This is a genomic window from Streptomyces sp. ActVer (genome assembly GCF_027270795.1).
Lineage (GTDB): Bacteria > Actinomycetota > Actinomycetes > Streptomycetales > Streptomycetaceae > Streptomyces > Streptomyces umbrinus_A.
Map to the genome: position 1 here is coordinate 1 of NZ_JAPWHT010000406.1, position 9,417 is coordinate 9,417.

Annotated in this window: 18 protein-coding genes; 1 reads left to right on the forward strand and 17 read right to left on the reverse strand. The window is 69.9% G+C overall.

Features of this window, described 5'->3' with window-relative positions; genetic code table 11:
- Positions 1 to 249 precede the first annotated feature (249 nt).
- Genes O3Q52_RS41620 through O3Q52_RS41635 form a run of 4 tightly spaced genes read right to left on the reverse strand, consistent with a single transcriptional unit; the run spans position 250 to position 2,918 of the window.
- Positions 250 to 612 carry a hypothetical protein gene (locus O3Q52_RS41620; RefSeq protein ID WP_269653746.1) on the reverse strand — a complete coding sequence of 121 codons (363 nt, stop codon included), beginning with the start codon at positions 610 to 612 and terminating at the stop codon, positions 250 to 252.
- The gene (locus O3Q52_RS41625) at positions 612 to 1,352 is read right to left on the reverse strand and encodes an ATP-binding protein (RefSeq protein WP_269653747.1); all 741 of its coding nucleotides are present in this window, start codon (positions 1,350 to 1,352) and stop codon (positions 612 to 614) included. The genes O3Q52_RS41620 and O3Q52_RS41625 overlap by 1 nt, the downstream gene beginning before the upstream one ends.
- A 13-nt stretch (positions 1,353 to 1,365) precedes the next feature.
- Positions 1,366 to 2,280, reverse strand: coding sequence for a hypothetical protein (locus O3Q52_RS41630; protein WP_269653748.1), 915 nt, complete (start codon positions 2,278 to 2,280; stop codon positions 1,366 to 1,368).
- 59 nt (positions 2,281 to 2,339) lie between these two features.
- The gene (locus O3Q52_RS41635) at positions 2,340 to 2,918 is read right to left on the reverse strand and encodes a GIY-YIG nuclease family protein (RefSeq protein ID WP_269653749.1); all 579 of its coding nucleotides are present in this window, start codon (positions 2,916 to 2,918) and stop codon (positions 2,340 to 2,342) included.
- A gap of 60 nt (positions 2,919 to 2,978) precedes the next feature.
- Here O3Q52_RS41635 and O3Q52_RS41640 point away from each other — a divergent pair, with 60 nt between their 5' ends.
- Positions 2,979 to 3,182, forward strand: coding sequence for a type II toxin-antitoxin system prevent-host-death family antitoxin (locus O3Q52_RS41640; protein ID WP_269653750.1), 204 nt, complete (start codon positions 2,979 to 2,981; stop codon positions 3,180 to 3,182).
- A gap of 68 nt (positions 3,183 to 3,250) precedes the next feature.
- On the opposite strand, the gene O3Q52_RS41645 is transcribed toward O3Q52_RS41640, so the two are convergent.
- The 13 genes from O3Q52_RS41645 to O3Q52_RS41705 form a co-directional block, all read right to left on the reverse strand.
- The gene (locus tag O3Q52_RS41645; protein WP_269653751.1) at positions 3,251 to 3,688 is read right to left on the reverse strand and encodes a hypothetical protein; all 438 of its coding nucleotides are present in this window, start codon (positions 3,686 to 3,688) and stop codon (positions 3,251 to 3,253) included.
- A gap of 129 nt (positions 3,689 to 3,817) precedes the next feature.
- On the reverse strand, positions 3,818 to 4,438 hold the full coding sequence (locus O3Q52_RS41650) for a vWA domain-containing protein (RefSeq protein ID WP_269653752.1): 621 nt from the start codon (positions 4,436 to 4,438) through the stop codon (positions 3,818 to 3,820).
- Positions 4,439 to 4,505: 67 nt separating this feature from the next.
- Positions 4,506 to 4,637 (reverse strand): hypothetical protein, encoded by a 132-nt coding sequence (locus tag O3Q52_RS41655; RefSeq protein WP_269653753.1) that lies wholly within the window; start codon positions 4,635 to 4,637, stop codon positions 4,506 to 4,508.
- The gene (locus O3Q52_RS41660) at positions 4,634 to 4,855 is read right to left on the reverse strand and encodes a hypothetical protein (protein ID WP_269653754.1); all 222 of its coding nucleotides are present in this window, start codon (positions 4,853 to 4,855) and stop codon (positions 4,634 to 4,636) included. Before O3Q52_RS41660 ends, O3Q52_RS41655 begins: the two co-directional genes overlap by 4 nt.
- Positions 4,852 to 5,610, reverse strand: a complete 759-nt coding sequence (locus tag O3Q52_RS54290; RefSeq protein WP_332112992.1) for a WhiB family transcriptional regulator — start codon at positions 5,608 to 5,610, stop codon at positions 4,852 to 4,854. The genes O3Q52_RS41660 and O3Q52_RS54290 overlap by 4 nt, the downstream gene beginning before the upstream one ends.
- A gap of 5 nt (positions 5,611 to 5,615) precedes the next feature.
- A complete protein-coding gene (locus O3Q52_RS41670) occupies positions 5,616 to 5,918 on the reverse strand; it encodes a hypothetical protein (RefSeq protein ID WP_269653755.1) in 303 nt (100 codons plus the stop codon).
- Positions 5,915 to 6,520: a hypothetical protein gene (locus O3Q52_RS41675; RefSeq protein ID WP_269653756.1), complete on the reverse strand. Its 606-nt coding sequence runs from the start codon at positions 6,518 to 6,520 to the stop codon at positions 5,915 to 5,917. Before O3Q52_RS41675 ends, O3Q52_RS41670 begins: the two co-directional genes overlap by 4 nt.
- A complete protein-coding gene (locus tag O3Q52_RS41680) occupies positions 6,517 to 6,705 on the reverse strand; it encodes a hypothetical protein (RefSeq protein ID WP_269653757.1) in 189 nt (62 codons plus the stop codon). Before O3Q52_RS41680 ends, O3Q52_RS41675 begins: the two co-directional genes overlap by 4 nt.
- A complete protein-coding gene (locus O3Q52_RS41685; protein ID WP_269653758.1) occupies positions 6,705 to 7,040 on the reverse strand; it encodes a hypothetical protein in 336 nt (111 codons plus the stop codon). The genes O3Q52_RS41680 and O3Q52_RS41685 overlap by 1 nt, the downstream gene beginning before the upstream one ends.
- Positions 7,040 to 7,765 (reverse strand): exonuclease domain-containing protein, encoded by a 726-nt coding sequence (locus O3Q52_RS41690; RefSeq protein ID WP_269653759.1) that lies wholly within the window; start codon positions 7,763 to 7,765, stop codon positions 7,040 to 7,042. Before O3Q52_RS41690 ends, O3Q52_RS41685 begins: the two co-directional genes overlap by 1 nt.
- Positions 7,762 to 8,586, reverse strand: a complete 825-nt coding sequence (locus O3Q52_RS41695; RefSeq protein WP_269653760.1) for a phage antirepressor N-terminal domain-containing protein — start codon at positions 8,584 to 8,586, stop codon at positions 7,762 to 7,764. The genes O3Q52_RS41690 and O3Q52_RS41695 overlap by 4 nt, the downstream gene beginning before the upstream one ends.
- Positions 8,583 to 9,113 carry a hypothetical protein gene (locus tag O3Q52_RS41700; RefSeq protein WP_269653761.1) on the reverse strand — a complete coding sequence of 177 codons (531 nt, stop codon included), beginning with the start codon at positions 9,111 to 9,113 and terminating at the stop codon, positions 8,583 to 8,585. Before O3Q52_RS41700 ends, O3Q52_RS41695 begins: the two co-directional genes overlap by 4 nt.
- A 66-nt stretch (positions 9,114 to 9,179) precedes the next feature.
- On the reverse strand, positions 9,180 to 9,417 hold a 238-nt coding region (locus tag O3Q52_RS41705), incomplete at its 5' end, for a hypothetical protein (protein WP_269653762.1).

The following is a 9,417-nucleotide window of genomic DNA, read 5'->3' on the forward strand; positions in this document are numbered from 1 at the left end:
ACGGTGCGTTCGGCGGCGCCGCGGGGTGTTTGTTGGTCTGGGGGTGTGGTGAGGCGGTAGTCGTCGAGGGCTGCGGCCATGACGGCGAGGGCGGCGTCGGGGATGCCGGGCACGGGTCCTCCTGGGTGAAGTCGGTGATGCGTGCGTCGTGGGATTGGATGACGAGTCGTCGGCCGCGGGGGCTGGTGCAGCGTTGGCCGGGGGGTGCGTTGCACCAGGGGCAGCGGATCGCCCACTCCGGGGGTTTGGTCACGGAGGGGCGTCGAGGGCGAGTTGGCCGGCGGCCTCGATGGCGGCGCGCCGGGTAGCTGCGGCCGTCTCGCGGTGGTGGTCGCGGTCGTAGTGCAAGTGGCAGCCCTGGCACATGGCGCGGAGGTTGCTGTCGTCCGAGTGCTCGGGGGTGTGGTCGAGGTGGGCGACGGTGAGGACGACCTTCGATCCGGTGCCGTACGCCTGGCCGCCGTTGAGGTTGGGGCAGCGGTCGGTGTGGGTGCCGCGCCCGCATTCGCCGTGGCACTCGCAGCGGCCGGCTGCGCGGACCGTGCGGATGCGGAGGCTGATGGCTTTCCAGTCGGCCGGGTATCGGTCGCGGTTCTCTGGGCGGATGGGCATCAGGAGACGCTCCGAAGTCCGCGGCGGAGGTCGGGGCCGTCGAGCTGGACGACGGTCGAGGTCTGCGCGAGGCGTGAGGCGAGTCGGTCGCCGAGGCGTGTGACGAGGTCCGTGGACGGGGCGCCGGTGGCCGCGCGTACGGGGAAGTTGGTGGTGATGATCAGCGGCAGGCATTCGTTGTAGCGCTCGTTCACCAGCCGGGTGGTGGCCTCTTCGGTCCACTCGGAGAGCTTCTCGGTGCCGAGGTCGTCGAGGAGGAGCAGCGGGATCCGGCAGAGGCGCTTCAGTTCGTGCTCGGTGCCGTGCTCGCTGCCGCCGGGGCGGAGGCGTCCGTACATGTCGGGGGCGGTGGTGGCGATCATCTCGAAGCGCTTGGGTCCGGCTTCGGCGATCCGCCTGAGGGCTCCGTACGCCTGGTGCGTCTTGCCCGTACCGATTGGGCCGGTGAGAACGAGGAAGCCAGCCGACCGGTAGTCGTCTGCCGCACGGTCGGCCCACGCGAGGATCTCGGCGTGGGTCGCGGTCGCGTCCTGGTAGCGGTAGGGGACGGCGGTGGTCCAGCGGCCGAGCGCGAACTCGGCCCGCTGACGGCGGTGGTACTCAGGGTGGCCCGGCTCGTCGGGGGTGGGTGCGTCGTCGATGGGGCCGGCGGTGACGTGGGGTGCGTGGCTGGCGATTCCGGCCATGAGGCGGGCGAGCATCGAAGGCCGGTTCTCGGCAACGGTTTGCGGGTCGGTCATGGCGCGGTGCTCCTTAGAAGCCGAGGTCGTTCTCGTACGCGGAGGCGGGCGGGCACTGGAAGGGCTGGTAGCCGTTGGAGACAGCGCGCAGCGGTGGGCGGGTGGCGCGCTCGGATGCCCACTTGGCGGAGCGGCGGAGCCACTTCTGCCATTCGTCGGGCCAGGACTTTCGGCGGGTTCCTTCGGCGCGGTGGTGGCTGAGGAACTGCTCGGTCTCGTGGTCGACGTCGAGGGCGGGGCCGAAGGTGGCGAGGGCCCATCTGCGCATGGCGTCCGTGAGGGCGAATCCGTCGTTGTCGATCGGGGCGAGGCGGCCGTCAGGCCGGGCCTCGGGCGCCTCACTGCCCGCACCACCCCCACCTACATCAGCCACCTCATAGGGCTGGGAGGGGAGGGGAGGGGAGGGGACACCCGTTGCACCCTCATGGGTGTCACGGCGTGACGTGTCGCCGTGACCTGCGTCGCTGTCCTCAAACAGGGGTGCATTCTGGCGCGAGTTTGGAGCGAAACCGGAGCCATTCTGGCGCGAGTTTGAGTTGAGATTCGCGTCAGAATCGCGCTCGTTTCGGTTTCGCCGGGCACTCTCGCGACCACGGTTCTGCCGCTTCCGGGCGTTCTCCCGGGCGGCCTCGATCTGCGCGCGGGACTTGTTGTAGTCGAGGTAGTCGTGGATGTAGAAGCCGCCCTCGACGGGCTGCGGGCAGTGCTGGCAGATGTGCCCGGGCGCGTGGAGCATGCCGACGGAGATGAGCTTGCGGACGGTGGCGTCGGTGCCGTAGTCGCGGACGATCGCGCCGTCGAGGTGCCCCTCAGTGAGGTGCTTAGTCGCGTGGACGCCAAGGCGCACGAAGAGGCCGACGGCGGCGTTCCCGGCCTTGCGCACCTTGGGATGCGTGTCGAAGCCGTCATCGAGTGCGAACCAGGGCATCAGTACTTCTCTCGTCCGTGCTGATCAAGTGAGTTGGGCGACGCGCGCCGGGAGGCCGGTCATCTGCTGGCCTTCCGGTTGAGGTAGGGCTTGTGCTGCCGGAGCAGGCGGTCCTCGACGAGGTAGGCGTGCTCGCGGTCGTGGCACGGGTGGGCCTGCCAGCGGACGAAGTGCTTGCCGCTCTTCTCGTGGGCGCCCATACGCGCGCGGAACTTGTCCGTGGAGCCGACGTAGCAGGGGCAGTTGGCCTCGTCGAAGAGGACATAGACGACGGCCACGCCGGAGATCGGGGCCACGGTGCTCGGTTGGAAGGGGTACTCGCCGATCCACGTGCCCTCGGGGCCGTTCGGGAGTCGCTTGGCGAGCTGAAGCGTCCGCTTCCAGGGCACGCCGACGATCTCGTCCCAAGCGGCCATCCGTCCGGGCATGTTGAGCTGGCGTACGGCCTGGAACGCGGCGCACAGCTGGACGTCGGTGAGGTTGCCCGTGCGGTGCTCGGTGCCAATCCGGTGGAGGGTCTGGCGGAGGGCTTCGCGGCGAGCGGCGGCGAGGCGCGCTTCCTTCGCCTGGATGATCTGGATGTGCTGAAGGGCAGCGGAGACCGACGTGCCCAGGTCCTCGGGAAGTCCCTGAATCATGAGTCCATCATAGCTCTCATGTACACCACGTACACGAAGGGTCTGAGTTACAATCCGGCTATGACCGCGCCGAAGATTGAGCACGAGGAACGGATTGCCGACGTGCGCAACTCGTTCGCTGACGCAGTGGGCCGGGCCCGCTACAGCGACGAGTCGACCGTGCTGACCAGTCGCGGCAAGCGTGTAGCGGTGATCGTGTCGATGGACTTCTACGAGCGGGCGCTCGAAGCGCTCGGTGAAGAACGCGCTCCTGCCGAGTCCTGACACCGGCTCCTCCTTCCTGCCCAGGGGCCCCGCACCAGACCGGTGCGGGGCTTTCGTGCTGTCGGGTGTCAGCGCACGTACTCGTCCTGGCGCTCCTGCTCGCGGCGCCGCTTGTACTCGCGGAGTTCGTCCTCGGAGGGATGCGTCGCCATCACGTCGGCGAGCGCGCCGTCCGGGCGCATCGGACCCTGGCCGACTTCGTCGAACGTGCCGTCGATCTGCCGGCCCCGGTACATCGCCCGTCGTGCCTCGATGAGGGACTTGGCGTCTTCGTCGGTGCGGGCGACTTCGCAGCCGGTGACGCGGACCTTGACCTGCGGCGGCTTGTCCTCGCCTTCGGCGTGCCCGGTGTAGCTCTTCGAGGTGAGTTCGACGATGGCGTAGACGACGGTGCCGGGCTTTTCGAAGAGGCCGCGGCGCTGTTCGCGGGTGAGGGTGGCTTCGACGGCGGCGGCTGCCGAGTCGAGTTTGATTTCGGGGTTGTCTGCGGGTGTGAGCTTGGGCATGTGGTTCCTTTCCTTGCTGGGTGGTGCTGGCTTGGGGTCCCCGGGAGTCCGCCGGGGGGAAGTGGCGGGCTCCCGGGGTGGCGGTCGCGGTGGGAGGGCACCGTGAGCTCGACCGCCGGTCGGAGGGCTCTACTCGGTGCTGTCGTCGCGCTCGTCGTCGCTGAACGCGTACAGCCCGGACGCCGTACCGCGAGCGACCATGTGGCCCGCGTTCGTCAGCGACGCCTTGGTCCGCGTCCCGGAGTACGACAGCGTCGACTCGGCGCGGATCCCGATCCCGCCAGCCGCGGCGAACGCGTCCTGGTCCGCGCCGAGGAACACGAACTTCCAGCCGTACTCGTCCTGCTGTCGGGTGATGAGCTTCTTCACCGTGGTCTTCGTGTACTCGGCGGAGGCGTTCTCGTGGCCGTCGGTGAGGATGACGACGATGACTTCGCCGGGCCGGTCGGCTTCCTGGGTGTCGGCGAGGTGTTCGCCGAGGGCGGTGATGGTGCGGCCGACGGCGTCGAGGAGGGCGGTCGCGCCGCGCGGCCGGAGCTTGAACGGCGGGACGTCGGCGAGGGGCTTGCGCTCGTAGACGGCCTCGTACTGGTCGTCGAACTGGTAGAGGCTGACGGTCGTCTGACCGGGCGCCTCGGTCTGGGCTTCGAGGAACGCGCGGAGGCCGCCTTCGGTGTCGTCCCTGACGGTGATCATGGAGCCGGAGCGGTCGAGGATGACGGTGATGTGACGGAGGTCGGGGTTGGTCATGGTGTCTCCTGTTGGGGTGTGGTGCCCCGGCCGATTCCCGCGGCCGGGGCGCTGCTGTTGGGCGGGGTCAGACGAGTGAGGCGGCGACGGCCGCGGCGGCGAGGCCGACGACCACGCACCAGAGCAGGGAAGCTCCGGCAGCCCAGGCGACGCCGTACAGGGCGGCGCCGAAGATGAGGCCGGTCCGAAGACGCTTCATCCGAGGTGTCCTTCGTTGTCGTAGGCGTCGGCCGCATCGGCGGCCTGTTGGGCGAGCGCGTCTTCTGCGCACGATTTGTGCGCGGGCTTCCGCTTGGAGTCGCGGAGTTGGGTGTCCTTGCCGCAGTACCGGCACGGTTTCGGCGTCCACGACCAGTGCGAGGAGTGCCGCCAGTCGAGGAGCGGCGGCGGGTCCGGACCCGCGTCCTGCCCGGTCACGCGAGGGCCTTGCTGGTGCCCGTACGCCGCAGCCGGTTGTCGGCGTCCGTGTTCGCCTGCCGGCACGCGTCGCACGCCTTCTCGCCGTTCTTGCGATGCCGCTTGTATGCGGAGCGCGTGCCGCAGTCGGCGAGCAACCGCCCGTTCGGCGACACCATCCGCCTGGCGGTCGCCTCGTCGGCGGCCTTCCGGGCGTTGCGTTCTTCCTGGTCCGCAATGTGCGCGGGGAGGACGCACTCCGGCCGGCTGCACTCGACTGTCACCCGGCCGCCGGGGAAGTAGCCGCGGTCGACGGTGAAACACGCCTGCTTCGGCGTGTACACCTGTCCACCGAAGTGGACTTGCTTCGGCCCGTCCCAGACGAGGTGCCCGCCGTCGAGGCGCGCAGTGTTCTGTTCGACGATGCCGCGCAGTGTCCGCGGCTTGGCGGGCTGCCGGGCCTGCTCGGCTTTGGCCGCGACGGCAGCGGCATCAAGGTTGCGGCGCTGCTTCTGCCGAAGGATGCCGGCGCGTTCCCGCTCGGACATGCCGCCCCACACGCCGTACGCCTGGCGCGTGTCCAACGCCCACGCCCCGCATTCCTGGAGGACTGGGCAGCCGGAGCAGACGACTTTGGCGCGGCGGGTCTTGGCGAGGGCTGGGGGTGTGGTGCCGACGGGGAAGAACGTCTCGGCGTCTTCGTCGCGGCATGCGGCCTGGTCGCGCCAGTCGTCGGCGCGTGGGGTGGTGAGGCCGTGGGCGGAACGCTGACTCATGGCGGTCACCGGTCCTCTTCTTCGCGCTGCTCCGGAATGGCCGCATCACGCAGCTCCTCGTGGGCGGCGTCGTCGAGCCGTTCGAATCCGGCGATCAGTTCGGGGTCTTCGGCCGCGAGTGCGTCGACGAGACCCGCGGTCACCCACTCGGTGACCGAGACCGTCCTCACCGCGGCATGGGCGCGGGCTTCGGCGACGATGCGGTCGCGCTCGGACTCTGCCTGCCGGGCGCGCATCACCTGCCAGACACCAGCGAGGGCGGAGAACACGAGGACGGTGGCGATGACGAGGGCCTGGCTGTCGCTCATCGCGCGGCCACCGCCTCGCGCTCCGGCCACACGCCGCCGGCCAGCGCGTCAAGATGCCGCTGCGGAACATCGGCCAGCGGAAGCCCCAGCCAGGCGTAGCCCGCGGCAGCAAGCGCGAACGCGTCGCACTCATCCCCAGCCGCGGGGCCTTCGAAGGTCCGCCCGTAGTGCTGCTCGGCGGCGGCCCGCATCTGAGGCTTGGACGCCTTGCCGTACCCGGCGAAGAACAGCTTCAGCGATGACGGCGGCATGATCGCGTAGGGGATCTCGCGGCGCCACAGCCAGTGCTGCACCATGATCCGCAGTCCGGCGAGTTCCTCGTGGCCGCCCATGTTGGCGTTGCCGTAGGAGGCGCCTTCGAGGACGACGAGGTCGGCGTTCTTGAGGAACGAGCCGATCTCCTGGACGAGGTAGGCGAGGCGCGGGTGGCCGCGCTGGGCGACCTTCGTGCGGACGTGGTCGGTCCAGTCGGCGGACCCGATCCCGGTGGAGCGGAGAGAAAGATCCCCACCAATTACGAGGGGCTGGTTGCCGGCCGCGGCCGGGCGGGTGGTCAGCCCGGCCGCGGGGGTCTCGGTGTCGAACAGGGTGGGAGTGGTCACGACCCCTCCTTGCGGGTGGTGAGGTGGGCGAGCCAGTGCACGGACCGGTGTGAGCCGCCCACGAAGGTGAGCGTCAGCTGGCCGCCGACGGCGTGCGGTGCAGGCCGGGCGGCGAGGGTGAACCAGCCGCCCTTGTGCGCGATCTGGTCGCCGGGCTGGAGGTCGAGGACGGGAGTCGCAGCCATCACGCCCCACCACCCGACGCGGCGGCTTCCTTGCGGCCACGGGCAACCGCATCCCGCACCGTCACCAGCCGGTCGCCGACCTCCTGCGCCCGGGCGTGGTCGATACCGGCCGCGTCCTCCGTGATCCGCAACTGGCGCCGGGTCGCGGTCAGGCGGTTGATGAGGCGGTTCACTGTGGCGTCGAGGGCTTTGTTCTGTTCGCCGATCAGGCGGCGGTTGTTGACCTCGGTCTTCGCGATGTTCTCGGCCTTCGCGACGAGGCCGCGGAGCCGCTCGGCTTCGGCCTTCACGGCGGCGACGTCCTCGCGGTAGCGGCGGCGGGAGACGAAGAACATCACTCGCCCTCCCCACGCTGCGCCGGAATCAGCGGCCACTCCGGAGCGCAGTACGCCGACGGCTCCGACTTGCGCAGGAACTCCTGAAGCCCCGTCTGCTGCTCCGCCCGCCACGCCCTCTGAGCCGCGAACAACTGCTGCGGGCCCATCTCGTTCAGCTGCGGGTGGTAGTCGAACTGAGCGTCGGCCAGCAGCAGCGCCGCCAGCGCGTCCGCCTCGGCCGTGTGCCAGTCCTCCAGGGCGACGCCGTACCGCTCGCACGTCGGCTTCAGCTTCCGCAGACCCTTGCCGCGGAGCTTCGGCGTGCACTGCCGGTCGATGACGTGGGGATCCAGCAGCGTGGCGGGATCGCCGTCGAGACGGTCCGCCATCGTGAGCAGGCCGTGACGGGCGAGGTCGTAGTGCAGGACGCTCCAGTCGAACGACTGGTTGAAGGCGACCACCGGCATGCCGTGGACGAGAGCCGCGGTGAGCCTGCTGGCGATCTCCTCCAGCGCTTCCTTCGGGTCGGCGCCTTCGGCCTGCGCCCGCTCGTCGGTGATCCCGTGCACGGCGCTCGCGGCGGCGGGGATGGGGATCTGCGGGTTGATGATGTAGGAGAAGGTTCGGTCGGGGAGGTTGCCGCCGCGTACGACGAGCGCCGCGGTGACGATGCGTGCCTCGTGGACCTGGACGCCGGTGGTCTCGGTGTCCCACCCGAGACGTCGGTAGTCGCTGAGCTTCATGCGGCACCGCCGATCGCGGTCTGCACGTTGTAGTGCCGGCCGAGCTCGGCCCACGCCTTCTCGAACAGGTCGATGTCCCGGTGCGTGTACACCTTCACGTCCCGGTGCACGCCATCGATCGGCCGCTTGATCGTCTGTGGCGCCTGGTCGTAACGGGCCCGGTACAGGGTGGCCACGGTCTTCCCGAGCCGGGTGCGCGCCGAGCGGAGATCCGGACCGGTCACACCACGCTCGACGAGGAACTCCTCGCAGGTGATCGTGATATCCGCCGGGTCGATGTCCGGCTCGGTGCCGTTCATCCGCGCCAGCTCGGTGCGGGCCATGGCCTCGACGTATGAGGAGTTGACGAGGCCGAACTGCTTGGCGACGCCCATCGCGGAGAGGCGTTCCTGAGCGAGCCGGGCCCGCTCGACGCCGTCGAGCCGCTCGCGGAGGTCGGCGACCTGGTCGCGGGTGGCGGCCGGGTTCACCGCGCCGCCGCGCGTCCAGTACGCCTCGACGGCGCTGGTCGTCTCCCGCTGGTAGGCAACCAGCGTGGGGCGCGCGGACTCGGAGACCTTGTTCTCGTTGACGGTGGCGAGCCACATCAGGAAGGTGCGGACGTCGACCGCGGCCATCTGCCGGGTACGCCCGTCTTCGGCAACCGTGGGGATATCCCTACGGTTGGCCCACGACCGGTCACGCAGCTTGCGGAGCTGCGAGGAGTAGTCGAGGCCGATCGCTTCGACGGCCGGCCGGAACACTACGTGCGGTTCGCCGTCAACCATGACCGTCTCGACGGCCCCGCTCGACAGGCTGATGCGTGCGATCTCGGCACTCATTCGGCACCGCCCGCAGTCAGCTGCGGCAGGGCCACCGTGGCGAGACGGCCCTCACGCCAAGCCGTCATCACCTTGTCCCGGCCGTGCTCCTTGAACCGCACCGAATGCGTACGGGACCGCGTCCCCGCGATCTCCACACCCGGCACCTCGTGGATCACCCCGGTCTCCGGGTCCGGCCACTCCGTCCTGCCAGCCGCCGTCATCTGCTTCAACAGACGGTCCGTGAACGCCTTCCGCACACCGGTCACGAACTTCCGCTCGATCTCGCTGCCGAAGTACTGGAGCACCCACGCCGTGTACGCGTCCGCGTCCACAACACGCGCCTCCGCGCTGCCGGACGACAGGCTCACCGTCGCGATGTCCGGGCCTCCCGGCAGAGACACGGCCACCTGCCGTGTCCCGCTCTCCTGGTCGGCCGTTTCGAGGGCCTGCCGGGTCTCGACGCGGGCCGCCTTGTAGGCGTCGCCCACCACGTCCAGCAGCGTCTTCAGGTAGGCCTCGCGGGCCGCTGCTTCCTTCAGGTTCATGTGGTCTCCTGTTGAGCCGGGGCCGCCTCGATTTGGGCGAGGCGGCCCCGCTGGGTATGGCGGTGGTCAGGCGGCGGCTGAGCCGCGGAGCAGGGCGGTGGCTTCGCGGAACTCGACAGTGGTGCCTTGCTCGATGGCGTGGCCGAAGGTGGACTGGAACTGCTCGGGCAGCCCGTCGGTGAAGTTCGCGGCCGATGCGGCGGCCAACATCTCGGCGAGGGCTCCCTCGCGCTCGGCGTCGTCGACCTGCGGCGTGGGCTTGGGCTGCGCGGCGGTCTGCCGTGTGCCGCGGATGGGCTGCGCG

Bases quoted from the DNA above. Each gene is read 5' to 3' on its own strand.
- O3Q52_RS41620 (WP_269653746.1), bottom strand. From the start codon at position 612: ATGCCCATCCGCCCAGAGAACCGCGACCGATACCCGGCCGACTGGAAA.
- O3Q52_RS41655 (WP_269653753.1), bottom strand. From the start codon at position 4,637: ATGAAGCGTCTTCGGACCGGCCTCATCTTCGGCGCCGCCCTGTACGGC.
- O3Q52_RS41690 (WP_269653759.1), bottom strand. From the start codon at position 7,765: ATGAAGCTCAGCGACTACCGACGTCTCGGGTGGGACACCGAGACCACC.
- O3Q52_RS41695 (WP_269653760.1), bottom strand. From the start codon at position 8,586: ATGAGTGCCGAGATCGCACGCATCAGCCTGTCGAGCGGGGCCGTCGAG.
- O3Q52_RS41630 (WP_269653748.1), bottom strand. From the start codon at position 2,280: ATGCCCTGGTTCGCACTCGATGACGGCTTCGACACGCATCCCAAGGTG.
- O3Q52_RS41640 (WP_269653750.1), top strand. From the start codon at position 2,979: ATGACCGCGCCGAAGATTGAGCACGAGGAACGGATTGCCGACGTGCGC.
- O3Q52_RS41650 (WP_269653752.1), bottom strand. From the start codon at position 4,438: ATGACCAACCCCGACCTCCGTCACATCACCGTCATCCTCGACCGCTCC.
- O3Q52_RS41625 (WP_269653747.1), bottom strand. From the start codon at position 1,352: ATGACCGACCCGCAAACCGTTGCCGAGAACCGGCCTTCGATGCTCGCC.
- O3Q52_RS41670 (WP_269653755.1), bottom strand. From the start codon at position 5,918: ATGAGCGACAGCCAGGCCCTCGTCATCGCCACCGTCCTCGTGTTCTCC.
- O3Q52_RS41700 (WP_269653761.1), bottom strand. From the start codon at position 9,113: ATGAACCTGAAGGAAGCAGCGGCCCGCGAGGCCTACCTGAAGACGCTG.
- O3Q52_RS41635 (WP_269653749.1), bottom strand. From the start codon at position 2,918: ATGATTCAGGGACTTCCCGAGGACCTGGGCACGTCGGTCTCCGCTGCC.
- O3Q52_RS41685 (WP_269653758.1), bottom strand. From the start codon at position 7,040: ATGTTCTTCGTCTCCCGCCGCCGCTACCGCGAGGACGTCGCCGCCGTG.
- O3Q52_RS41680 (WP_269653757.1), bottom strand. From the start codon at position 6,705: ATGGCTGCGACTCCCGTCCTCGACCTCCAGCCCGGCGACCAGATCGCG.
- O3Q52_RS54290 (WP_332112992.1), bottom strand. From the start codon at position 5,610: ATGAGTCAGCGTTCCGCCCACGGCCTCACCACCCCACGCGCCGACGAC.
- O3Q52_RS41645 (WP_269653751.1), bottom strand. From the start codon at position 3,688: ATGCCCAAGCTCACACCCGCAGACAACCCCGAAATCAAACTCGACTCG.